This is a genomic window from Pseudomonas sp. P105 (assembly GCF_032614175.1).
GTDB lineage: Bacteria > Pseudomonadota > Gammaproteobacteria > Pseudomonadales > Pseudomonadaceae > Aquipseudomonas > Aquipseudomonas rhizophila.
In genome coordinates, this window is record NZ_CP126693.1 from 1,234,351 (window position 1) to 1,259,067 (window position 24,717).

At 59.5% G+C, this 24,717-nt stretch carries 20 protein-coding genes; 17 read left to right on the plus strand and 3 right to left on the minus strand.

The window, feature by feature from the left end; all coding sequences use genetic code 11:
* The first annotated feature begins 444 nt into the window (after positions 1-444).
* Positions 445-807: a DUF6124 family protein gene (locus QOM08_RS05485; protein ID WP_316912669.1), complete on the plus strand. Its 363-nt coding sequence runs from the start codon at positions 445-447 to the stop codon at positions 805-807.
* A gap of 316 nt (positions 808-1,123) precedes the next feature.
* Here QOM08_RS05485 and dapC read toward each other — a convergent pair whose 3' ends face one another.
* The 3 genes from dapC to map form a co-directional block, all read right to left on the minus strand.
* Positions 1,124-2,323 (minus strand): succinyldiaminopimelate transaminase, encoded by a 1,200-nt coding sequence (gene dapC, locus QOM08_RS05490; protein ID WP_047227558.1) that lies wholly within the window; start codon positions 2,321-2,323, stop codon positions 1,124-1,126.
* 133 nt (positions 2,324-2,456) lie between these two features.
* A complete protein-coding gene (locus QOM08_RS05495) occupies positions 2,457-5,159 on the minus strand; it encodes a [protein-PII] uridylyltransferase (RefSeq protein WP_316912670.1) in 2,703 nt (900 codons plus the stop codon).
* 42 nt (positions 5,160-5,201) lie between these two features.
* On the minus strand, positions 5,202-5,984 hold the full coding sequence (gene map, locus QOM08_RS05500) for a type I methionyl aminopeptidase (RefSeq protein WP_047227560.1): 783 nt from the start codon (positions 5,982-5,984) through the stop codon (positions 5,202-5,204).
* 349 nt (positions 5,985-6,333) lie between these two features.
* Here map and rpsB point away from each other — a divergent pair, with 349 nt between their 5' ends.
* The 16 genes from rpsB (at position 6,334) to dnaE (ending at position 24,591) form a co-directional block, all read left to right on the plus strand.
* Positions 6,334-7,071, plus strand: a complete 738-nt coding sequence (gene rpsB, locus QOM08_RS05505; RefSeq protein ID WP_003198231.1) for a 30S ribosomal protein S2 — start codon at positions 6,334-6,336, stop codon at positions 7,069-7,071.
* 191 nt (positions 7,072-7,262) lie between these two features.
* Entirely contained in the window at positions 7,263-8,129 is an 867-nt protein-coding gene (gene tsf, locus QOM08_RS05510) for a translation elongation factor Ts (protein ID WP_047227561.1), read from the plus strand.
* A gap of 210 nt (positions 8,130-8,339) precedes the next feature.
* Positions 8,340-9,083, plus strand: coding sequence for a UMP kinase (gene pyrH, locus QOM08_RS05515; protein WP_024779012.1), 744 nt, complete (start codon positions 8,340-8,342; stop codon positions 9,081-9,083).
* Positions 9,080-9,637, plus strand: coding sequence for a ribosome recycling factor (gene frr, locus QOM08_RS05520; RefSeq protein WP_047227562.1), 558 nt, complete (start codon positions 9,080-9,082; stop codon positions 9,635-9,637). The genes pyrH and frr overlap by 4 nt, the downstream gene beginning before the upstream one ends.
* Before the next feature lie 13 nt (positions 9,638-9,650).
* The gene (gene uppS / locus QOM08_RS05525) at positions 9,651-10,406 is read left to right on the plus strand and encodes a polyprenyl diphosphate synthase (RefSeq protein WP_047227563.1); all 756 of its coding nucleotides are present in this window, start codon (positions 9,651-9,653) and stop codon (positions 10,404-10,406) included.
* Positions 10,406-11,212, plus strand: coding sequence for a phosphatidate cytidylyltransferase (locus QOM08_RS05530; protein WP_047227564.1), 807 nt, complete (start codon positions 10,406-10,408; stop codon positions 11,210-11,212). The genes uppS and QOM08_RS05530 overlap by 1 nt, the downstream gene beginning before the upstream one ends.
* A complete protein-coding gene (gene ispC, locus QOM08_RS05535) occupies positions 11,209-12,399 on the plus strand; it encodes a 1-deoxy-D-xylulose-5-phosphate reductoisomerase (protein WP_076386735.1) in 1,191 nt (396 codons plus the stop codon). Before QOM08_RS05530 ends, ispC begins: the two co-directional genes overlap by 4 nt.
* A 52-nt stretch (positions 12,400-12,451) precedes the next feature.
* Positions 12,452-13,804, plus strand: coding sequence for an RIP metalloprotease RseP (rseP, locus tag QOM08_RS05540; protein ID WP_316912671.1), 1,353 nt, complete (start codon positions 12,452-12,454; stop codon positions 13,802-13,804).
* A gap of 74 nt (positions 13,805-13,878) precedes the next feature.
* The gene (gene bamA, locus QOM08_RS05545) at positions 13,879-16,254 is read left to right on the plus strand and encodes an outer membrane protein assembly factor BamA (RefSeq protein WP_139051056.1); all 2,376 of its coding nucleotides are present in this window, start codon (positions 13,879-13,881) and stop codon (positions 16,252-16,254) included.
* Positions 16,255-16,299: 45 nt separating this feature from the next.
* Positions 16,300-16,803 (plus strand): OmpH family outer membrane protein, encoded by a 504-nt coding sequence (locus QOM08_RS05550; protein ID WP_047227567.1) that lies wholly within the window; start codon positions 16,300-16,302, stop codon positions 16,801-16,803.
* Between the two features lie 3 nt (positions 16,804-16,806).
* Positions 16,807-17,862 (plus strand): UDP-3-O-(3-hydroxymyristoyl)glucosamine N-acyltransferase, encoded by a 1,056-nt coding sequence (gene lpxD, locus QOM08_RS05555; protein WP_139051055.1) that lies wholly within the window; start codon positions 16,807-16,809, stop codon positions 17,860-17,862.
* 108 nt (positions 17,863-17,970) lie between these two features.
* The gene (gene fabZ, locus QOM08_RS05560; RefSeq protein WP_047227569.1) at positions 17,971-18,411 is read left to right on the plus strand and encodes a 3-hydroxyacyl-ACP dehydratase FabZ; all 441 of its coding nucleotides are present in this window, start codon (positions 17,971-17,973) and stop codon (positions 18,409-18,411) included.
* Positions 18,408-19,184, plus strand: a complete 777-nt coding sequence (gene lpxA, locus QOM08_RS05565) for an acyl-ACP--UDP-N-acetylglucosamine O-acyltransferase (protein WP_047227570.1) — start codon at positions 18,408-18,410, stop codon at positions 19,182-19,184. The genes fabZ and lpxA overlap by 4 nt, the downstream gene beginning before the upstream one ends.
* A gap of 2 nt (positions 19,185-19,186) precedes the next feature.
* On the plus strand, positions 19,187-20,317 hold the full coding sequence (lpxB, locus tag QOM08_RS05570; protein WP_316912672.1) for a lipid-A-disaccharide synthase: 1,131 nt from the start codon (positions 19,187-19,189) through the stop codon (positions 20,315-20,317).
* An 11-nt stretch (positions 20,318-20,328) separates the two neighbouring features.
* The gene (rnhB, locus tag QOM08_RS05575; protein WP_160891751.1) at positions 20,329-20,973 is read left to right on the plus strand and encodes a ribonuclease HII; all 645 of its coding nucleotides are present in this window, start codon (positions 20,329-20,331) and stop codon (positions 20,971-20,973) included.
* Between the two features lie 96 nt (positions 20,974-21,069).
* Entirely contained in the window at positions 21,070-24,591 is a 3,522-nt protein-coding gene (dnaE, locus tag QOM08_RS05580; RefSeq protein WP_305467543.1) for a DNA polymerase III subunit alpha, read from the plus strand.
* Positions 24,592-24,717: the final 126 nt, after the last annotated feature.

Sequence of the window (24,717 nt, forward strand, 5' to 3'; positions counted from 1 at the left end):
CTTCAATCGACACGCAGTTGAGCTTGCTTCGCCCTTTCTGCGCCGCTGGGTCAACCTCGAGAGGGACCCAGACTCCTGCCAGCTTTCGCTGGTGACGGGGAGGATTATGGCTACAGGGGATAGCGAATTCAAGCCAGCTTGAACCCTCGTAACAGGGTTGAATGAGATCTTTCGGTGTACAAAGTAAGCGAAATCAACGGCTTGGCGTTCGCGGTACGTTTATGTCTTTTCTTGTCTGAGCAGACAGACCGTGGTCTGTCAGACGCGCCGAAGTTTCCGACAAGTTTTTAAGGTTGTCCGTCGGAAGCGAGGGCTCTAGCCTCTGGGTGTCGCTGCCAATTCAGCGACCGGACGTGAGAATCCGAACAAAACCTCTAGGAGCACGGGCTTCTGCGCTATCCAAGCGCGGGGCTTTACATACTTCAGCTCTAGGGAGCAATTTTGATGGACAACAAAGAGACTCAAAACGCACCAAAGCCCGCATCCACTTTCCCCTACGGCGATTACGCACCCGAAAAACTGCAAGAAGCCGCTGATCGTGTGCTGGATCACTATCTCAAACCTGACGACAGCGAGTCAGAATCCAAGCCCTCAGTACAGCTATTCACTGTGGCTGACGGTATCGACACCGAAGTGTTGCTGGCCAATCTCAGCGAAACCCTGGCTTCGGCCAATGCAATGCTCAATGACCTTGCCTTCGATCAGGACGGCTCGCGACGACATGTAGCATTGGGAGTGGCCCAGATGATTGAGTTGGGGATGTTGTTGGCGAACAAGTGCCTGGATCGGGTAGAGCTTCGGGCTTGATGTAATAGTGCCGTCCTCATCGCGAGCAAGCTTTGCTCCCACAGGATCCGGTATCGATCACAAACTTTGTGAACAACACCAAACCACTGTGGGAGCAAAGCTTGCTCGCGATAAATCGAAAGGCAAACACAAAAATCCCGGCAGAGCACTAAACCTGTGGCGAGGGAGCTTGCTCCCGCTGGGGCGCGAAGCGGCCCTGAAACCGCACAAATCGGTATGTCAGGCAGATTGAGTTGACTGCTTTGGGGCCGCTACGCAGCCCAGCGGGAGCAAGCTCCCTCGCCACAACAGCGTCCGCTTCGGCGGGATATAGCCATCAACCCCGACGCTGAATGAACGCGCGAATCCGCTCCGCCGCTTCCACACATTCAGCCAATGGCGCGACCAGGGCCATGCGCACGCGTCCGGCGCCTGGGTTGACGCCATCCACTTCGCGGGACAGGTACGAGCCCGGTACCACGGTCACGTGTTCCTGTTCGAACAGGTCACGGCAGAACGCCGCATCATCGCCCGCTACGTTCGGCCACAGGTAGAAGCTACCGTCGGGGCGTTGCACGTCCAGTACCGGGCTGAGGATTTCCAGTACCGCGTCGAACTTTTCCCGGTACAGCGCGCGGTTGGCCCGTACGTGCACTTCGTCGTTCCATGCGGCGATGCTCGCCAGTTGGGTCTGAACCGGCATCGCGCAGCCGTGGTAGGTGCGATACAGCAAGAAGCCCTTGAGGATGTCCGCATCGCCGGCCACGAAACCGGAGCGCAGGCCTGGCAGGTTGGAGCGTTTGGACAGGCTGTGGAACACCACGCAGCGCTTGAAATCCTGGCGGCCGAGCTCGACGCAGGCGCTGAGCAGCCCTGGTGGCGGGGTCTGTTCGTCGAAGTACAGCTCGCTGTAGCACTCGTCCGCGGCAATCACGAAGTCGTGCTCGTCGGCCAGGGCAATGAGCCTCTTCAGCACATCCACCGGGATCAGCGCACCGGTCGGGTTGCCCGGGGAGCACAGGAACAGGATCTGGCAGCGTTTCCAGATGTCCGGCGAGACCGCATCGAAATCCGGATTGAAGCCGTTTTCGTCCAGGCACGGCAGGTAGTGTGGCTTGGCTCCGGCCAGGAACGCGGCGCCTTCATAGATCTGATAGAACGGATTCGGGCTGACCACCAGGGCGTCGTCGCCACGGTTGACCACGGTCTGGGTGAAGGCAAACAGAGCTTCACGGGTGCCATTGACCGGCAGCACGTGGCGCGCCGGGTCCAGCCAGCCGTTCGGCACGTTGAAGCGGCGCTCGCACCAGCCGGTGATGGCTTCACGCAATTCCGGGATGCCGAGGGTGGTCGGGTACACGGCCATTTTTTCCAGATTGCTGGCCAGGGCTTCAGCCACAAAGCTTGGCGAGCGGTGCTTGGGCTCGCCGATGGACAGCGCGATGGGGCGTTTGTCCGGGTTGGGCGTGACGCTGCCCAGCAGGGCGCGGAGCTTTTCGAACGGGTAGGGCTGCAACTGGTTCAGAGCGTTGTTCATCGGGGGCCTCGTCAATGTGGGCGCGGTCCTTGTGGGAGCGAGCTTGCTCGCGATAGCGGTGGGTCAGCAGAATCGATGCCGGATGTTCCGTCGCTATCGCGAGCAAGCTCGCTCCCACAGGGGGAGCGTTGATTCAGATATTGATACGCGTCAGGTTGGCATCAGGTTCCTGGTTGACGCTCAACTGCCGGACAATCGCGTCCTGCAAGCGGCTGCACAGCTGCGGATCGGACAGCGGCTGGTTATGCGCGTCAGTGATGAAGAACACGTCTTCCACCCGTTCGCCCAAGGTGGCGATCTTGGCGTTCTGCAACGACAGGTCGAACTCCAGGAATATATGTCCGACCCGCGCCAGCAGGCCCGGGCGGTCCGGGGCGCTGAGCTCCAGCACCGTGACCTGACGCTGGGCGTCGTTGTGGATCGTTACCTGGGGAGCGAAGGCGAAGTGCTTGAGCTGGCGCGGGACCCGGCGCTGGATGATGGTCGGGTAATCCGCCGGGTTGCGCAGGGCCTCGGTGAGACCGTCGCGGATCTGTTTGACCCGCGTCGGGTTGTCGCCAATCGAATCGCCATCGGTGTCGAGCACAATGTAGGTGTCGAGGGTGAACTGGCTGCTGGAGGTAATGACCCGGGCGTCGTGAATGTTGAGGTTGAGCTGGTCCATCGCCGCCACAGTCACGGCGAAGAAGTCGTGCTGGTCCGGGGCGTAGATGAAAATCTGCGTGCCGCCCTCGAACTCGCGCTGGGTGGTTTCCTTGATCAGCACCAACGGCCCGCCATCGGCCGGTTGCTGCAGAATCGCGTCGCTGTGCCAGGCGACGTCGCCGGCAGTGTGGCGCAGGAAATAGTCATCGCCCAACTGCGACCAGAGCTGTTCGACGTCGTCCGGATCGGTGCCGCCGCGCACCAGGATGTCCAGGGCGGCAGTCTGGGTGCGACGGATCTGCTCTTCGCGGTCCACCGGGTTTTCCAGGCCGCGGCGCAGGGCACGCTTGGTCTCGGTGTAGAGCTGGCGCAACAGGCTGGCGCGCCAGGAGTTCCACAGGCTCGGGTTGGTGGCATTGATATCGGCCACGGTCAGCACGTAGAGGTAATCCAGACGTGTTTCATCACCGACGATCTGGGCGAAGTCGTGGATCACCTGCGGGTCGGACAGGTCCTTGCGCTGGGCGGTGGTCGACATCACCAGGTGATTCTGCACCAGCCAGACGATCAGCCGGCTGTCCCATACCGGCAGTTGATGGCGCTGGCAGAACGCCTCGGCATCCACCGCGCCGATCTCGGAGTGATCGCCTTGGCGACCCTTGCCGATGTCGTGGTAAAGCCCCGCCATGTAGATCAGTTCGGGCTTGGGCAGCTTGCCCATGAGCTTGCTGGCCAGTGGGAATTTTTCCGATACCTGGGTGTATTGCAACTTCCGCAGGTGCTTGATCAGGTTCAGCGTGTGGGCATCGACCGTATAGATGTGGAACAGGTCGTGCTGCATCTGACCGACGATGAAACCGAACTCCGGCAGGTAGCGCCCCAGAATGCCGTAACGGTTCATCCGCCGCAGGTTGCGATGCACCCCGATCCTGCACTTGAACAGCTCGATGAACAGGCTGGTGTTGCGGATATCGTGGCGGAAGTCGTCATCGATCAGGTGACGGTTTTCCCGCAGCAGGCGAATGGTGTCGGCGCGCACCCCCTTGATTTCCGGCTGCTGGGCCATGAGCACGAAAATCTCCAGCATGGCGAACGGCGTACGGCGGAATACATTGGCGTTGCGCGCTTCGATGTAACCATCGTGGAGCTGGAAGCGTGAGTTGATCGGCTGCGGCGGTTCTTCGTCTTCGGGGGCGAGGATGACCTCTTCGAAGTGCTGGATGATCAGTTCGCTGAGCTGGGCGATGCTCATCACCACCCGGTAGTACTGCTGCATGAAGTTTTCGATGGACTGCTTGGCATCCTGGCCCTCGAAACCCAGCAAGCCCGCGATGGAGCGCTGGTGATCGAACAGCAAGCGGTCTTCGGAGCGCCCGGCAAGCATGTGCAAGGCGTATCGCACTTTCCACAGGAATTCCTGGGACGAGGCCAGCAGGGCATTTTCGCTTTCCACCAGGAAGCCTTCGCCAGCCAGGGCGCGCAGGTTCAGGGTGCCGTACTGGCGACGGGCAACCCACAGGATGGTCTGGATGTCCCGCAATCCGCCAGGGGAGCCTTTGACGTTGGGTTCCAGGTTGTATTCGGTGTCGTTGTACTTGTGGTGGCGGGCCTTTTGTTCGGCGTGCTTGGCCAGGAAAAAGTCCTTGCTGGGCCACATGTGCGCGGTGCTGGTGACTTCGAGCATACGCTGGCGAAGGCGCTCGGGACCGGCGATGGTGCGGCTTTCCATCAGGTTGGTGATCACCGTCAGGTCGGCGCGGGCCTCGTCGGCGCATTCCTGCACCGAGCGCACGCTCTGACCGACTTCCAGGCCGATGTCCCACAGCAGTGTCAGGAAACGCTCGATGGAGTCGCGGAAAACTTCATGGTCGGCGCTGTCCAGCAGGATCAGCAGATCGATGTCGGAGTAAGGGTGCAGCTCACCGCGCCCATAGCCGCCCACCGCCACCAGGGCAATGTCGGCATCTTCGCTCCAGTTGAACTGCTCCCAGGCCTTTTGCAGGATGTTATCGACGAACCAGGCACGGTCTTCGATCAGCCGGCGAATATCCCGGCCACTGCGAAAGCGCTGGTCGAGCACTTCATGAGCCTGGCGGATCGCCTTCTTGAAGGCCGATATGGGGCTTGCCTTCAGGGCCAGTTCAGCCTGGAACTGGCCGCGGTCGAAGAGTTCGGGATCCACCTGCGGCATCGAATGGCTTTCCTTTCTTTCTATCTATAGCTGGGTTGTGGATCAGGCGGAAACGCGAGCGATGGTGTCATCGCTGCGCAGGGTGAAGATCTCGTACCCAGTCTCGGTAACCAGCAAGGTATGTTCCCACTGGGCCGACAGCTTGCGGTCCTTGGTGATGGCGGTCCAGCCGTCGCCCAGTACCTTGGTGTCGGCGCGACCCTGGTTGATCATTGGCTCGATGGTGAAGGTCATGCCCGCTTGCAGCTCCATGCCGGTGCCGGCACGGCCGTAGTGCAGGATCTGCGGTTCTTCATGGAACACTTTGCCGATACCGTGGCCGCAGAATTCGCGCACCACCGAAAAGCCGTTCTTCTGCGCGTGTTTCTGGATCACTTCACCGATGTCTCCCAGGCGGCAGCCCGGTTTCACCAGTTCGATGGCCATGTACATGCATTCCTGGGTGACTTTCGACAGGCGCTGGGCCCATTCCGGCACGTTGCCGACATGGAACATGCGGCTGGTGTCACCGTGGTAGCCATCCTTGATGACGGTAACGTCGATGTTCAGGGTGTCGCCATCCTTCAACGGCTTTTCGTTGGGGATGCCGTGGCAGACCACGTGGTTGATCGAGGTGCAGATCGACTTGGGAAAGCCTTTATAGTTGAGCGGGGCAGGGATGGCTTTCTGCTCGTTGACGATGTAGTCGTGGCAGATCCGGTCCAGTTCTTCGGTGGTAACGCCCGGCTTGACGTGTTCGGCAATCATTTCCAGCACGTCGGCGGCGAGTTTGCCGGCGACACGCATTTTTGCGATGTCCTCGGGGGTCTTGAGGGTGACGGTCATACAGGCTCTCTCTGCGCCCGGCGGCGCTGTTCAAAACGAAATGGGCGGCGGATGATGAGCAGCCGGCCCTGAAAGAGGCGATTCTAACAGACGATCAGCGCAATGAACCCTATCGCCTGGATGGAACTCTGTGGCGAGGGGATAAAACCCCTTCCATAGGGGGTTTCAGAATCCGTGTTCCGTTTTCGCCCTTGCTGTGGTATAAAATGCGCCGCTTTCCGGGGATGACCCCGCAAGCTTAAATCCACACACGTGTCGACACGATGACCTGGGTGCCTTCGGCTTATATAGGCCGCTGGTTGGTCATTGGGATACGTGGAGGCCAAACCCGACTTATCAAGGAACTATCATGTCCCAAGTCAACATGCGCGATATGCTGAAGGCCGGTGTGCACTTCGGTCACCAGACCCGTTACTGGAACCCGAAAATGGGTAAGTACATTTTCGGCGCGCGTAACAAGATCCACATCATCAACCTTGAAAAAACCCTGCCGATGTTCAACGAAGCACTGACCTTCGTAGAGCGCCTGGCCCAGGGCAAAAACAAGATTCTGTTCGTCGGCACCAAGCGTTCCGCTGGCAAGATCGTTGCTGAAGAAGCAGCACGTTGCGGTTCGCCGTACGTCGATCACCGCTGGTTGGGCGGCATGCTGACCAACTTCAAGACCATTCGCGCTTCCATCAAGCGTCTGCGTGACCTTGAAGTGCAGTCCGAAGACGGTACTTTCGCCAAGCTGACCAAGAAAGAAGCGCTGATGCGCACTCGCGATCTTGAGAAGCTGGACCGCTCCCTGGGCGGTATCAAGGACATGGGCGGTCTGCCTGACGCACTGTTCGTGATCGACGTTGACCACGAGCGCATCGCGATCACCGAAGCCAACAAGCTGGGTATCCCGGTCATCGGCGTTGTCGATACCAACAGCAGCCCGGAAGGCGTTGACTACATCATCCCAGGCAACGATGACGCCATCCGCGCCATCCAGCTGTACATGGGTTCGATGGCTGACGCTGTTATCCGTGGTCGCAACAATGTTAATGGCGGCACCGAAGTCTTCGCTGAAGAAGCTCCGGCAGCAGCCGCTGAGTAATTGACGCCCTGGCGTTGACTCAGTAAGCAAAAAGGGGGCTTGGCCCCCTTTTTGCCACCTCGAAAACCATTTGTCAGCAGCGCAGCTACAGCATCTGTAACGTGCAGCGGCTAACAAGGGTGGTTCGGGAAGAATTGCACGCCCGTTCAATCGGGTGGAATGGTTGAAAACCTATCCAAGAGGATTTTGAAATGGCAGAGATTACTGCAGCGTTGGTCAAAGAACTGCGCGAGCGTACCGGCGAAGGCATGATGGACTGCAAGAAGGCCTTGACCAAGGCTGGCGGCGACATCGAGAAAGCCATTGATGACATGCGTGCTTCGGGCGCCATCAAGGCTGCCAAGAAAGCCGGCAACGTCGCCGCTGAAGGCGCCATCGCCATCAAGGACGACGGCAAGGTCGCCGTTCTGCTGGAAGTCAACTCCCAGACCGACTTCCTGGCTCTGCAGGATGACTTCAAGGCATTCGTCGCTGCCAGCGTCGAAAAAGCCTTTGCTGACAAACTGACTGATGTCGCTCCGCTGATCGAAGCTCGTGAAGCTGATCGTCTGGTTCTGGTCGGCAAGACCGGCGAGAACGTCAACATCCGTCGTCTGGCTCGCGTTGAAGGTGACGTGGTCGGTACTTACCTGCACGGTAACAAGATCGGTGTTGCAGTTGTCCTCAAGGGCGGTTCCGTTGAACTGGCCAAGGACATCGCCATGCACGTAGCGGCCAGCAACCCTGAGTTCCTGCTGCCATCGCAAGTTTCCGCTGAAGCCATCGAACGCGAAAAAGCCGTGTTCATGAGCCTCAACGAAGACAAGATGAAAGGCAAGCCAGCTGAAATCGTTGAAAAAATGATCGGCGGCCGCATCAGCAAGTTCCTGGCTGAAGCCAGCCTGGTTGAGCAAGCTTTCGTCAAGGACCCGGAAATCACCGTGGGTGCCCTGGCCAAGAAAGGCGGCGCTGAAATCGTTTCCTTCACTCGCTTTGCGGTAGGTGAAGGCATCGAGAAGCCAGTCGACAACTTCGCTGACGAAGTTGCTGCTCAGGTAGCGGCTGCTTCCAAGCAATAAGACGGTTTTTTTAACTGTCGCCCTGAAGAGGCTGCCCGCTTACGCGCGCAGCCTCTTTTTGGATGGGATGCCGATTTTTATTGGTTTCCTGTCGGAACTGGCTTACAAAGCCGTGTTTCGATGGCGCTGTGTCAGCGTCAAGCTAGAGTGAACGCAGGCTGCAAACAGCCTGAAAGAATTTTCGAAAATACGCCGCAGGAGAGATTCGCAATGGCTCAGCAGGGCAGTGGTTATCAGGCTCGCTATAAACGCATTCTACTCAAGCTTAGCGGCGAGGCCCTGATGGGCTCGGAAGAGTTCGGGATCGATCCGAAAGTGCTGGATCGCATGGCGCTGGAAGTCGGCCAGTTGGTCGGAATTGGCGTTCAGGTCGGCCTGGTTATCGGCGGCGGCAACCTGTTCCGCGGCGCAGCGCTGAGCGCGGCCGGCATGGATCGGGTTACGGGCGACCACATGGGCATGCTGGCCACTGTGATGAACGCCCTGGCTATGCGCGATGCGCTGGAGCGTGCCAATATCTCGGCCATCGTAATGTCGGCCATTTCCATGGTCGGCGTGACCGATCACTACGACCGCCGCAAAGCCATGCGCCACCTCAATGCCAAGGAAGTGGTGATTTTTGCCGCCGGCACCGGCAATCCGTTCTTCACCACGGATTCGGCCGCCTGCCTGCGAGCGATCGAGATCGATGCCGATGTCGTGCTCAAGGCAACCAAGGTCGATGGCGTCTATACCGCTGACCCGTTCAAAGATCCGCATGCCGAGAAGTTCGATCATCTGACCTACGATGAAGTACTGGATCGCAAGCTGGGTGTCATGGACCTGACGGCTATCTGTCTGTGCCGCGACCACAAGATGCCGCTGCGCGTCTTTAACATGAACAAGCCCGGCGCCCTGCTGAATATCGTGCATGGCGGCGCCGAAGGAACACTGATCGAGGAAGTACAACAATGATCAACGAAATCAAGAAAGACGCTCAAGAGCGCATGCAGAAATCCGTGGAATCGCTGGCACACAACTTCGGTCGCATTCGTACCGGCCAGGCGCACCCAAGCATTCTCGAAGGCGTGATGGTGCCGTACTACGGCGCTGATACGCCGATCAAGCAAGTGGCCAACATCACCGTCAAGGATGCCCGGACCCTGCAAGTCGTTGCCTTTGAGCGCAACATGCTGGGCGCGGTCGACAAGGCCATCGGCAGTGCCGGCCTGAACCTGAACCCGACCAACCTGGGTGAGTTGCTGCTGATTTCCATGCCGGCCCTGACCGAGGAAACCCGTAAGGGCTTCACCAAGCAGGCCCGTGATGTGGCTGAAGACGCTCGCGTCGCCGTGCGCAACATCCGTCGTGATGCCAACAGCCAGCTCAAGGATCTGGTCAAGGAAAAGGAAATCAGTGAAGACGAAGAGCGTCGCGCCGCTGGCGAGATTGATGATCTGACCAAGAAGTACGTGGCTAAGATCGATGCGGATTTGGCGCAGAAAGAAAAAGACCTGATGGCCGTATAAGGGTCTCGTTTTCATGGAAAAGACCAAACAGGCCGTGCCGTTTGCGATTCCGCGTCACGTGGCGATCATCATGGATGGCAATAATCGCTGGGCCAAGAAGCGCTTTATGCCTGGCGTGGCCGGGCACAAGGCGGGGGTCGATGCAGTTCGCGCGGTCATCGAGGTGTGTGCCGAGGCCGGGGTCGAGGTGCTGACCCTGTTCGCCTTCTCCAGCGAGAACTGGCAGCGTCCGGCCGATGAAGTCAGCGCCTTGATGGATCTGTTCCTCAAGGCTCTGCGGCGTGAGGCCAAGCGCCTCAACGACAACAGCATCAGCCTGCGCATCATTGGTGACCGCTCGCGCTTTCATCCCGAGTTGCAGGCTGCGATGCGCGAAGCCGAGGCCGCCACGGCGGGTGCCAATCGGTTCGTCCTGCAAATTGCCGCCAACTATGGCGGCCAATGGGACATCGCCCAGGCAGCCCAGCGGCTGGCGCGGGAGGTCCAGGCCGGGCATTTGCGGCCGGAAGACATCACGCCTGAGCTGCTGCAGACCTGTCTGGCCACTGGCGACTTGCCGTTGCCGGACCTGTGCATTCGTACCGGTGGCGAGCATCGCATCAGTAACTTCCTGCTCTGGCAGCTGGCTTACGCCGAGCTGTATTTCTCCGACCTGTTCTGGCCGGACTTCAAACACGAAGCCATGCGCACGGCGCTGGCCGATTTCGCTTCCCGTCAGCGTCGTTTCGGTAAAACGAGCGAGCAGATCGAAGCTGGAGCCCGGGTTTAATGCTTAAACAACGAATCATCACCGCTCTGATCCTGTTGCCCATCGCCCTGGGTGGATTTTTCCTGCTTGAAGGTGCCAGTTTCGCGCTGTTCATCGGGTTGGTCGTGACCTTGGGGGCATGGGAGTGGGCGCGCTTGGCGGGCTTCCCGGCGCAGTCTGCGCGCGTGGCCTATGCCGTGGCCGTGGCGGCGATGCTGTTCGTCATGTACCTGGTGCCGGGTATCGCGCCCTGGGTTCTGGGGGCAGCGGTATTGTGGTGGGCCACGGCGACCTTCCTGGTGTTGACCTATCCGCGGACCACGCATCATTGGGCAGGTGCTGCCGCGAAGCTGGTGATTGGCCTGCTTATCCTGCTGCCGGCCTGGCAAGGGCTGATCTGGATCAAGCAAGGCCCGTTGGGCAACTGGCAGATCATGGCTGTGATGGTGTTGGTCTGGGGGGCGGATGTCGGTGCCTATTTCTCCGGACGGGCGTTTGGCAAGCGCAAGCTTGCTCCCAAGGTCAGTCCCGGCAAGAGCTGGGAAGGGGTCTATGGAGGCCTGGCCTTGAGCCTGGTGATCACAGCGGTGGTCGGCGTCGTGCGGGAGTGGAGTGCCGGGCAGTTGCTGATGGGCCTGTTTGGGGCTGCTCTCATCGTATTTGTATCGGTGGTCGGCGACCTGACCGAAAGCATGTTCAAGCGTCAGTCCGGCATCAAGGACAGCAGTAATCTGCTGCCCGGCCATGGTGGCGTGCTGGATCGCATCGACAGCCTGACCGCTGCGATTCCGATCTTTGCCGTGCTGCTATGGATGGCGGCATCGTGAGTCGCCCTCAACAAATTACCGTCCTGGGTGCTACCGGTTCGATCGGCCTGAGTACGCTTGATGTCATCGGCCGTCACCCGGAGCGCTATCAGGTATTTGCCCTCAGTGGTTTTACTCGCTTGAGTGAGCTGCTGGCGCTGTGCATACGCCATACCCCGCGTTTCGCCGTGGTGCCTGAGGCTGGCGTTGCCCGAGCCTTGCAGGACGACTTGCGCGCGGCAGGCTTGCCTACCCGTGTGCTGGTGGGGGAGGAAGGGTTGTGTCAGGTCGCCTCCGATCCTGAAGTCGACGCGGTGATGGCGGCGATTGTCGGCGCGGCGGGTTTGCGTCCAACGCTAGCGGCGGTAGAGGCAGGTAAAAAAATCCTGCTGGCCAATAAAGAAGCACTGGTCATGTCCGGCGCGCTGTTCATGCAGGCCGTGCGCAAAAGCGGTTCGGTGCTGCTGCCCATCGACAGCGAGCACAATGCGATTTTTCAATGCATGCCGCAGGACTTTTCCCGCGGCCTGGGCGCAGTGGGGGTCCGGCGGATTTTGCTGACGGCTTCCGGCGGTCCGTTCCGGCAGACTCCGCTGGAAGAGTTGGTGCATGTTTCACCCGAGCAGGCTTGTGCTCACCCGAACTGGTCCATGGGTCGCAAGATTTCCGTGGATTCGGCCAGCATGATGAACAAGGGCCTGGAACTGATCGAGGCCTGCTGGTTGTTCGATGCCAAGCCGTCCCAGGTGGAAGTGGTGATTCACCCGCAGAGCGTGATTCACTCCCTGGTGGATTACATAGACGGTTCGGTGCTGGCTCAATTGGGCAACCCGGATATGCGTACTCCGATCGCCAATGCACTGGCCTGGCCTGCGCGGATTGATTCGGGCGTGGCGCCGCTGGACCTGTTCGCCATTGCCCGCCTGGATTTCCAGGCGCCTGATGAGCAGCGCTTTCCATGCCTGCGTCTGGCGCGACAAGCGGCTGAGGCAGGCAACAGTGCTCCGGCCATGCTCAATGCTGCCAATGAAGTGGCGGTTGCAGCGTTTCTCGACGGACGTGTCCGTTACCTCGAGATCGCGAGTATCATCGAGGAGGTCTTGAACCTCGAGGCTGTGGTTTCGCTCGATGACCTCGATGCGGTATTCACGGCGGACGCCAGGGCTCGTGAGCTGGCGGGCCAATGGTTGAAGCGCCACGGGCGTTGAGGCTGCGGTACGTTAGCCAGGGTTGTCCTGGGCAGGATTGCGGAGAAAACAGATGAGCGCGCTCTATATGATTGTCGGCACCCTGGTTGCATTGGGGGTGTTGGTCACTTTTCACGAATTCGGTCATTTCTGGGTCGCGCGGCGCTGTGGCGTCAAGGTTCTGCGTTTTTCCGTCGGTTTCGGCATGCCGCTGCTGCGCTGGCATGACAAAAAGGGCACCGAATTCGTTGTGGCAGCCATTCCGCTGGGCGGCTACGTGAAGATGCTCGACGAGCGCGAAGGTGAAGTGCCGGCCGATCAGGTCGACCAATCCTTCAACCGCAAGACCGTCCGTCAGCGTATTGCCATCGTGGCGGCGGGGCCGATAGCCAACTTTTTGCTGGCCATGGTTTTTTTCTGGGCCCTGGCCATGCTGGGCAGCGAGCAGGTGCGTCCGGTCATCGGTGGGGTGGAGGCCGGCAGCGTCGCCGCCCGTGCCGGGCTGGGTGTCGGGCAGGAAATCGTTGCCATCGATGGGGAGCCGACATCGGGCTGGGCGGCGGTCAACCTGCAACTGGTGCGTCGCCTGGGTGAGAGCGGTTCGTTGCAATTGATGGTGCGCGAGCAGGGTTCCACGGTGGATTCGCCTCGCGAACTGATCCTGGACAACTGGCTCAAGGGCGCCGACGAGCCGGATCCGATCCGTTCCCTGGGGATCAAGCCATGGCGTCCGGCCTTGCCGCCGATACTCGCCGAACTCGACCCGAAAGGCCCGGCCCAGGCTGCAGGCCTGAAGACCGGTGATCGGCTGCTGGCGCTCGATGGCCTGCCGGTCAGTGACTGGCAGCAGGTGGTCGATTCGGTTCGTGTACGTCCGGACAGCAAGATAGTGCTGCGCGTCGAGCGCGATGGTGCGCCGATCGACGTCCCGGTAACCCTGGGCGCCCGTGGCGAGAGCAAGGCGCCGACCGGCTATCTGGGTGCCGGCGTCAAGGCTGTCGACTGGCCGCCGGAAATGATCCGCGAGGTCAGTTTCGGCCCTGTGGCGGCGATTGGCGAGGGCGCGCGTCGTACCTGGACCATGAGCATCCTGACCCTCGATTCGCTCAAGAAAATGTTGTTCGGCGAGCTCTCGGTAAAAAACTTGAGTGGACCGATAACCATTGCTAAAGTGGCGGGCGCTTCTGCCCAGTCGGGCGTCGCTGATTTCCTGAATTTCCTTGCTTATCTGAGCATTAGCCTGGGGGTTCTGAATTTGCTGCCCATTCCGGTACTGGATGGGGGGCATTTGTTGTTTTATCTGATCGAGTGGGCGCGTGGTCGTCCCTTGTCGGATAGGGTGCAAGGTTGGGGGATACAGATCGGTATCAGCTTGGTGGTCGGGGTGATGTTGCTTGCCTTGGTCAACGATCTGGGTCGTCTGTAACGCTTCGCTGAATTGCGAATCTGCCGCATTTTGCGGCAGTTTGTTTATTGCCAGTTGGAATAAGAAAGGACTTCATGAAACGTCTGCTGCTAACTGCGGTTCTCACCGTATTGATGATCGCCGAAGTTCACGCCGAGTCCTTCACTATCTCTGATATTCGCGTCAATGGCCTCCAGCGGGTCTCCGCGGGTAGTGTCTTTGGTGCCTTGCCGTTAAACGTCGGCGAGCAGGCGGATGATCGGCGTCTGGTGGAATCCACTCGCGCGCTGTTCAAAACCGGCTTCTTTCAGGATATCCAGCTGGGTCGTGATGGCAATGTACTGGTCATCACGGTAGTTGAGCGTCCATCGGTTGCCAGTATCGAGATCGAAGGCAACAAGGCGATCTCCACTGAAGACCTGATGAAGGGCCTCAAACAGTCCGGCCTGGCCGAAGGCGAGATCTTCCAGCGCGCCACCCTCGAAGGTGTTCGTAACGAGCTGCAACGCCAGTACGTTGCCCAGGGCCGTTACTCGGCCACCGTCGACACCGAAGTGGTGCCGCAGCCGCGCAACCGCGTAGGCCTGAAGGTCAACATCAATGAAGGCACGGTGGCGGCGATCCAGCACATCAACGTGGTGGGCAACACCGTTTTCCCTGATGAAGACCTGATCGACCTGTTCGAACTCAAGACCACCAACTGGCTGTCGTTCTTCAAGAACGACGACAAGTACGCCCGTGAAAAGCTCTCCGGTGACCTGGAACGTCTGCGTTCCTACTACCTGGACCGCGGCTATATCAACATGGATATCGCTTCGACCCAGGTGTCCATCACCCCGGACAAGAAGCACGTCTACATCACCGTCAACGTCAACGAAGGCGACAAGTACACCGTTCGTGACGTCAAGCTCAGCGGCGACCTGAAGGTGCCGGAAGACCAGGTCACCTCGCTGCTGCTGGTGCAGAAGGGCCAGGTGTTCTCGCGCAAGCTGATGACCACCACTTCCGAACTGATCACCCGTCGTCTGGGTAACGAGGGCTACACCTTCGCCAACGTCAACGGCGTGCCGCAACCGCACGATGAAGACCATACCGTCGACATCACCTTCGCCGTGGATCCGGGCAAGCGTGCCTACGTCAACCGCATCAACTTCCGTGGCAACACCAAGTCCGAAGATGAGGTGCTGCGCCGTGAAATGCGCCAGATGGAAGGTGGCTGGGCGTCGACCTACCTGATCGACCAGTCCAAGACCCGTCTGGAGCGCCTGGGCTTCTTCAAGGAAGTCAACGTCGAGACCCCGGCAGTACCGGGCGTCGATGACCAGGTCGATGTGAACTACAGCGTTGAAGAGCAGGCGTCCGGCTCGATCACCGCCAGCGTCGGTTTCGCCCAGAGCGCCGGCCTGATCCTCGGTGGTTCGATCACCCAGAACAACTTCCTGGGTACCGGTAACCGGGTCAGCGTTGGCTTGACCCGCAGCGAATACCAGACCCGCTACAACTTCGGTTTCGTGGACCCCTACTGGACTGCTGACGGTGTGAGCCTGGGCTACAACGCCTTCTATCGCACCACTGACTATGATGAGCTCGACTCCGACATCTCCAGCTATGCCGTGGATAGCCTGGGTGCAGGCGTAAACGTGGGTTATCCAATCAGCGAGACTTCGCGTCTGACGTTCGGTCTCACCGCACAGCAGGACGAGATCAGCACCGGGCGTTATACCGTTGACGAGATTTTTGACTTCGTTGAAAAGGAAGGCGACAAGTACCTGAACTTCAAGGCGTCTGTCGGTTGGTCCGAATCGACCCTGAACAAAGGTGTGCTGGCGACCCGTGGTCGTTCCCAGAGCCTGGTATTGGAAACTACCACCCCTGGCAGCGACCTCTCGTTCTTCAAGCTCGACTATCGTGGCCAACTGTTCCAGCCGCTGTCTGATAATTACACCATGCGCCTGCACACTGAGCTGGGTTATGGCGACGGTTATGGTTCCACCGACGGCTTGCCGTTCTACGAGAACTACTATGCTGGTGGTTTCAACTCGGTCCGTGGCTTCAAGGACAGCACCCTTGGCCCGCGCAGTACGCCAAGCAAGGGCACCAACCCGGGAACCATACGTGATCCGGACCAGGATCCGCTGCCGTTCGGTGGTAATGTCCTGATCCAGGGCGGTGTCGAGCTGTTGTTCCCGATGCCGTTCGTCAAGGATCAGCGCTCCTTGCGTACCTCGGTATTCTGGGACGTGGGTAACGTATTCGACTCTTCGTGCGAGGACACCACCAACGCCGACGGCACCAGGTCCAATACCAAGTGCAACGACATCAGCCTGAGCAACATGGCAAGTTCCGTGGGCGTGGGTGTGACCTGGGTCACCGCGCTCGGTCCATTGAGCTTCGCCCTGGCGATGCCGATCAAGAAACCGGATGACGCTGAAACCCAAGTGTTCCAATTCTCCCTCGGCCAGACGTTCTAAGCGTCTGACCCAAGATAACGACAATGGATTTTGTAGGAGTACATCGTGCGTAAGTTGACTCAATTGGTTCTCCTGGCGACCTTGATGGTCGCAGGTCCGGCTTTTGCCGACATGAAGATTGCCGTACTGAACTATCAGATGGCCCTGCTGGAATCCGACGCGGCGAAGAAATACGCCGTGGATGCCGAGAAGAAGTTCGGCCCGCAACTGACCAAGCTCAAGAGCCTGGAGAGCAGCGCCAAGGGTATCCAGGATCGTCTGGTCTCCGGTGGCGACAAAATGGCCCAGGGCGAGCGTGAGCGTCTGGAGCTTGAGTTCAAGCAAAAGGCTCGTGACTTCCAGTTCCAGTCCAAGGAGCTGAACGAAGCGAAAGCCGTTGCCGACCGCGAGATGCTCAAGCAGCTCAAGCCAAAGCTCGACCGGGCGGTGGAAGAAGTCATCAAGAAAGGTGGTTTTGACCTGGTGTTCGAGCGTGGTGCAGTGATTGACGTCAAACCCCAGTACGACATCACGCGCCAGGTTATCGAGCGCATGAATCAGCTGAAGTAATCCATGACAGCGATTATCAAGCTCGGCCAACTGGCTGAGTTCCTCGGCGCCACCCTGCGTGGCGACCCGGAGAAGGTCATCACTGGGCTAGCCACTTTACAAGAGGCTGGCCCAGCTCAGTTGAGCTTCCTGGCAAATCCTCAATATCGCAAATACTTGGCCGACAGCCGGGCCGCAGCGCTGTTGCTCAAGCCTGCCGATGCCGACGGGTTTGCAGGCGATGCGCTGATCGTGCCGGATCCCTATCTGGCGTATGCGCGGATTTCCCACCTGTTCGACCCCAAGCCCAAGTCGGCCCCCGGCATTCATCCCAGCGCGGTCATCGCGGCGGATGCGGTGGTTGATCCCACGGCCAGCATCGGTCCTTTTGTCGTCATTGAAAGCGCCGCCCGGGTCGGCCCGGGCGTCACGCTGGGCGCCCATTGCTTCATCGGTGCGCGCTGCGAGATCGGTGAGGGTGGCTGGCTTGCTCCGCGGGTCACGTTGTATCACGACGTGCGTATCGGAAAGCGGGTGGTGATCCAGTCGGGCGCGGTACTGGGCGGTGAGGGTTTCGGTTTTGCCAAGGAGAAGGGGATCTGGCAAAAGATCGCCCAGATCGGCGGCGTGACCATCGGTGATGACGTGGAAATCGGTGTCAACACCGCGATCGACCGTGGTGCCCTGTCTGATACGGTCATCGGCAATGGCGTCAAGCTCGACAACCAGATTCAGATCGCTCACAACGTCCAGGTCGGTGATCACACCGCCATGGCCGCCTGCGTAGGCATTTCCGGCAGCACCCGGATCGGCAAGCATTGCATGCTCGCCGGTGGTGTGGGGCTGGTGGGGCACATTGATATTTGTGACAACGTATTCCTCACCGGAATGACCATGGTGACCCATTCGATCACCGAGCCGGGTGCTTATTCTTCCGGCACGGCGATGCAACCGGCGGCCGAATGGCGCAAGAGCGCGGCCCGAATCCGCCAGCTCGATGACATCGCGCGGCGTTTGCGTCAGTTGGAAAAGCGTGTAGGGGACGTGACCCCTGACGGTAATGCTTCATCAGATGGCTGATACCATTTCCATATCAAGTGTGCACAGCCGCTAGACTGCCTCCTTGATTTGCTAGAGGGGCGCGCGTCGATCGTGCGCTTCCAATCTTTACATAGGCTTCCCCCCGAAATGATGGACATCAACGAGATTCGCGAATACCTGCCTCACCGTTACCCGTTCCTGCTGGTGGACCGGGTGGTGGAACTTGACGTTGAAGGCAAGCGGATTCGCGCCTACAAGAATGTCAGCATCAACGAACCGTTCTTCAATGGTCACTTTCCCGCGCATCCAATCATGCCCGGCGTGCTGATCATCGAGGCAATGGCTCAGGCTGCCGGGATCCTTGGTTTCAAAATGCTCGACGTGAAGCCTGCCGACGGCACGCTTTACTACTTCGTGGGCTCCGACAAGCTGCGTTTTCGCCAGCCGGTCACCCCGGGCGATCAGCTGATCCTCGAAGCCACATTCATCAGTTGCAAGCGCCAGATCTGGAAGTTCGAATGCCAGGCTTCGGTCGACGGCAAGCCAGTCTGCTCCGCTGAAATCATCTGTGCGGAACGCAAACTATGAGTTTGATTGACCCTCGCGCAATCATCGATCCGGCGGCAGTCCTGGCCGCCGATGTCGAGGTCGGCCCATGGTCGATCATCGGCCCAGGTGTGGAAATCGGCGAGGGTACGGTGATCGGGCCACATGTAGTTCTCAAGGGTCCGACCCGGATCGGTCGGCACAACCGCATCTACCAGTTTTCTTCGGTAGGCGAGGACACGCCCGATCTCAAGTACAAAGGTGAAGAAACCCGGCTGGTCATTGGCGATCACAACGTGATCCGCGAAGGCGTGACGATTCACCGTGGCACCGTTCAGGATCGTTCCGAAACGACTCTGGGCAACCATAACCTGATCATGGCCTACGCCCATATCGGTCATGACAGCGTCATTGGCAACCATTGCATCCTGGTCAACAACACCGCGTTGGCTGGCCACGTGCATGTGGACGACTGGGCGATCCTGTCCGGTTTCACCTTGGTCCATCAATATTGTCATATCGGCGCCCACAGCTTCTCGGGCATGGGCACCGCCATCGGCAAGGACGTACCGGCCTATGTCACTGTGTTCGGTAACCCGGCCGAAGCCCGCAGTATGAATTTCGAAGGCATGCGCCGTCGTGGTTTCAGCGAAGAGGCGATCACGGCATTGCGGCGCGCCTACAAGGTTGTGTACCGCCAGGGGTTGACCGTCGAACAGGCCCTTGTCGAGCTGGCCGAGGCTTCGGCGCAGTTCCCGGAAGTTGCGATATTCCGTGACTCCATCCAGTCCTCGACTCGCGGCATCACTCGCTAACCATGGCTAACTTGCGTATAGCACTGGTGGCGGGAGAGGCTTCCGGTGACATTCTGGGTGCCGGTCTGATGCGCGCGCTCAAGGCGCAGCACCCAGCAGTGGAGTTCATCGGTGTCGGTGGCCCCTTGATGCAGGCCGAAGGGCTGGCGTCATATTTCCCCATGGAACGCCTGTCGGTGATGGGGCTGGTTGAGGTGCTCGGACGTCTGCGCGAACTGCTGGCTCGCCGCAAGAAGCTGATCGCGACACTGATCGACGAAAAACCGGATGTATTCATCGGCATCGATGCGCCGGATTTCACTCTCAATATCGAACTCAAGTTGCGTCAGGCCGGTATCAAGACGGTGCATTACGTCAGCCCCTCGGTCTGGGCCTGGCGGCAGAAGCGCGTGTTGAAAATCCGCGAAGGCTGCGACCTGATGCTCACGCTGCTGCCGTTCGAAGCCCGATTCTACGAAGAGAAGGGCGTGCCGGTACGGTTTGTCGGCCATACCCTGGCCGATACCATTCCCCTGCAAGCGGATCGTGACGCGGCGCGTCAGACGTTGGGCCTGCCCGACGGCCCGCTGGTGGCCTTGATGCCCGGTAGCCGTGGCGGCGAGGTCAGTCGCCTGGGAGGCTTGTTCTTCGACGCCGCCGAGCGTCTGCGAGCAATGCGTCCCGGCGTGCGTTTTGTTCTGCCCTGTGCCAGCCCGCAACGACGGGCTCAGCTTGAAGCGCTGCTGGCCGGGCGCGATCTGCCTGTCACATTGCTCGATGGCCGCTCTCATCTCGCACTGGCTGCGTGTGACGCCGTGTTGATTGCTTCCGGCACTGCTACCCTTGAGGCGTTGCTGTACAAACGCCCGATGGTGGTCGCCTATCGCTTGGCGCCGTTGACGTTCTGGATCCTCAAACGCATGGTCAAGAGCCCTTACATCTCCTTGCCCAATCTGTTGGCCCAGCGCTTGCTGGTGCCTGAATTGCTGCAGGACGAGGCAACCGCCGATGCGCTGGCCAGTACGCTGTCGCCCTTGATCGACGGTGGCCAGGAGCAGACCCGGGGCTTTGATGACATTCACCGTACCTTGCGCCGCGATGCCTCCAACCAGGCCGCCGACGCAGTATTGACCCTGATCGGCGCCAAACCATGAGTAACGTGAAATTGCAGATGGGCCTGGACTTCAATCTGGTGGCTGAAGTTGAAGAACTGGTGGCCGGTGTTGATGAGGTCGGTCGTGGTCCGTTGTGCGGCGCAGTGGTGACGGCAGCAGTGATTCTCGACCCGAACCGACCCATTCTGGGTCTCAACGACTCCAAGAAGCTCACCGAAGCCCGTCGCGAAAAGCTCTACGACGAAATCTGTGAGAAAGCCCTGAGCTGGTGCATTGCCCGGGCTGAAGTGGAAGAGATCGACGAGTTGAATATCCTGCACGCCACCATGCTTGCGATGCAGCGTGCCGTGGAAGGCCTGCACATCACCCCGAAACTGGCGATGATCGATGGCAATCGGTGCCCGAAGCTGTCTATGCGCGCCGAAGCAGTCGTTCAGGGGGACGGCAAGGTGCCGGCCATTGCGGCGGCATCGATTCTGGCCAAGGTCAGCCGTGATCGGGAAATGAGTGCCTTTGAATTGATTTACCCGGGCTACGGCATCGGCGGCCACAAGGGCTACCCGACGCCCGTTCATCTGGAAGCGCTGGCGCGCCTTGGGCCAACGCCGATCCATCGGCGCTCGTTCGCGCCGGTGCGGCTGGCTTATGAAGCCCGTGAGGGTTTGATCGTAAGTCATCAGACTGCGGTCTCTTGATGCAGGCTTTTGTGGCAAGGCAATCATGCTGATGTTTTACCCAAGGCTCGGTACAATCCGGGCCTTGTTGTTTTCATGACTTAACGCAGGATCACTATGCCGGCTTCATTCGTTCATCTACGCCTGCACACTGAATACTCCCTGGTCGATGGCCTGGTGCGGATCAAGCCACTGGTCAAGACCCTGGTGGGCATGAACATGCCTGCTGTGGCGGTCACCGACCAGAACAACATGTGTTCGCTGGTCAAGTTCTACAAAAATGCCATGGGCGCCGGGATCAAGCCGATCTGCGGGGCCGACCTGTGGCTGTCGAACAAAGACCCGGACGCGCCGCTGAGCCGCATCAGCCTGCTGGTGATGAACGCCGTGGGTTACCGCAACCTCACCGAGTTGATCTCCCGCGGTTTTATCGATGGCCAGCGCAACGGCTCGATCATCATCGAGCGCGAATGGGTAGCTGAGGCCAATGAAGGTTTGATCATGCTGTCGGCGGCCAAGGAAGGTGAAATCGGCCTGGCCCTGCTCAGTGGCAATCCAGAAGAAGCCGAAGTGCTGGCCCGCGATTGGATGGCGGTGTTCCCGGACCGCTTCTACATTGAAGTGCAACGCACCAATCGCCCTAACGACGAAGAACACCTGCATGCCGCCGTGGCCCTGGCCGACCGGATCGGCGCGCCGCTGGTGGCGACCAACGACGTGCGCTTCATCAAACAGGAAGATTTCGAAGCTCACGAAACCCGCGTCTGTATCGGTGAAGGCCGGGCGCTCGATGATCCGCGTCGTCCGAAAAACTACAGCGATCAGCAATACCTCAAAAGCGCCGAGGAAATGGCCGAGTTGTTCAGCGACCTGCCGGAAGCGCTGGAAAACACCGTCGAGATTGCCAAGCGCTGCAACATCGAAGTGAAGCTGGGCAAGCACTTCCTGCCCAACTTCCCGATCCCCGATGGCATGACCATCGACGAGTATTTCCGCAAGGTGTCCTTCGATGGCCTGGACGAACGTCTCAGCGTTCTCTTGCCCAAGGACACCACCGAAGATTACGAGGCCAAGCGCCAGGTCTATGTCGACCGGTTGAATTTCGAGCTGGATATCATCATCCAGATGGGCTTCCCCGGTTACTTCCTGATCGTGATGGACTTCATCCAGTGGGCCAAGAGCAACGGTGTGCCGGTGGGGCCAGGCCGGGGGTCGGGTGCAGGCTCCCTGGTGGCTTACGTGCAGAAGATCACCGACCTCGACCCGCTGGAATATGACCTGCTGTTCGAACGTTTCCTCAACCCGGAACGGGTGTCCATGCCCGACTTCGACGTCGACTTCTGCATGGACGGTCGCGACCGGGTGATTGATTACGTGGCCGAGAAGTACGGTCGCAATGCGGTGAGCCAGATCATCACCTTCGGTTCCATGGCCGCCAAGGCTGTGGTGCGTGACGTGGCGCGGGTGCAGGGCAAGTCCTACGGTTTGGCGGATCGTCTGTCGAAGATGATCCCGTTCGAAGTCGGCATGACCCTGGAAAAAGCCTACGAGCAGGAAGAAATCCTGCGGGACTTCATCAAGGTCGATGAAGAAGCCGCGGAAATCTGGGAGATGGCCCGCAAGCTTGAAGGCGTGGTGCGTAACGTCGGCAAGCACGCCGGGGGCGTGGTGATCGCGCCGACCAAGCTGACTGACTTCTCGCCGATCTATTGCGATGAAGAGGGCGACGGCCTGGTGACCCAGTTCGACAAGGATGACGTCGAGGCGGCGGGCCTGGTGAAGTTCGACTTCCTCGGCCTGCGGACCCTGACGATCATCGACTGGGCGCTGAAAACCATCAACCGTGATCGGGCCAAGGTCGGCGATGCGCCGCTGGACATCGCGTTTATTCCGCTGGATGACAAACCGACCTACAGCCTGTTGCAAAAAGCCGAAACCACGGCGGTGTTCCAGCTTGAATCCCGGGGTATGAAGGAGCTGATCAAAAAGCTCAAGCCCGACTGCCTCGAAGACCTGATCGCACTGGTGGCCCTGTTCCGTCCGGGCCCGCTGCAATCGGGCATGGTGGATGACTTTATCAATCGTAAGCACGGGCGCGCCGAGCTGGCGTACCCGCACCCGGATTATCAGTACGACGGCCTCAAGCCGGTACTGGCGCCGACCTACGGCATCATCCTGTACCAGGAACAGGTGATGCAGATTGCCCAGGTGATGGCCGGTTACACCCTCGGCGGCGCGGACATGCTGCGTCGGGCGATGGGTAAGAAAAAGCCCGAGGAAATGGCCAAGCAGCGCGGCGGTTTCATTGAGGGTTGTGCGAACAACGGCATTGATGCGGACCTGGCCGGTAACATCTTCGACCTGGTGGAAAAATTCGCCGGTTACGGCTTCAACAAATCCCACTCGGCCGCCTATGGTCTGGTGTCGTACCAGACCGCGTGGCTGAAGGCCCACTACCCGGCGCCATTCATGGCCGCGGTACTGTCGGCGGATATGCACAACACCGACAAGGTCGTGACCTTGATCGAAGAAGTGCGGACCATGAAGTTGCGCCTCGACGCGCCGGACGTGAACGCTTCGGAGTTCAAGTTCACGGTGAACGACGAAGGCCGCATCATTTATGGACTGGGGGCGATCAAGGGCGTGGGTGAAGGACCGGTGGAAGCCATCACCGAAGCCCGTCAGGACGGACCGTTCAAGGACCTGTTCGATTTTTGCGCCCGGGTCGATCTCAAACGCATCAACAAACGTACCCTCGACGGTTTGATCCGCAGCGGTGCATTGGACCGTCTGGGCCCGTACTTCCAGGATGAACCCAAGGCCTACCAGGCCAACATCGACCGCAACCGCGCGGTGCTGCTGGCGGCCATGGAAGAAGCGATCAAGGCGGCCGAGCAAACCGCTCGGACCCATGACAGTGGTCACGCCGACCTGTTTGGCGGGTTGTTTGTCGAGGAAGATGCCGATGTCTACGGTAATCACCGCAAGGCCAAGGAGCTGACGCTCAAGGAGCGTCTCAAGGGTGAGAAAGACACCTTGGGCCTGTACCTCACGGGTCACCCGATCGACGAGTACGAAGGCGAGATCCGCCGGTTCGCCCGTCAGCGCATCATTGATCTGAAGCCGGCGCGTGACACGCAGACCGTCGCCGGTATGATCATTGCCCTGCGGGTAATGAAAAACAAAAAGGGCGACAAGATGGGCTTTATCACCCTCGACGACCGCTCCGGGCGCATCGAGGCGTCGTTGTTTGCCGATGCGTTCCATTCGGCCCAGTCGCTGTTGCAGACTGACGCGATGGTTGTGGTGGAAGGCGAAGTCAGCAACGACGATTTTTCCGGTGGCCTGCGGCTGCGGGTCAAACGGGTGATGAGCATGGAAGATGCCCGGACCAACCTGGCCGAGAGCCTGCGCCTGAAATTGCAGACCCAGGATCTCAAGGGCGATCAGCTACGCTGGCTGGGGGAGTTGTTCAAGCGCCATCGCGGTGCTTGCCCGATTACCATGGAGTACGTGCGCCCCGACGCCAAGGCTGTGCTGCAGTTCGGCGAAGGCTGGCGGATCGATCCGGCGGATGCGTTGATTCAAGCCTTGCGTGACCAGTTCGGCAAAGACAACGTCTTCCTCCAATACCGTTGACGGCCAGGTGCCACTCCTGAACCTTGGAGCGGCCCTGATCTCGACCCGAATTTTTAATCTCGACCTGAACGCGCCTCTCCCTTAAGGTAGGGCGCGAATAGACAACCGGCCGGCCCAAGCTCTCTT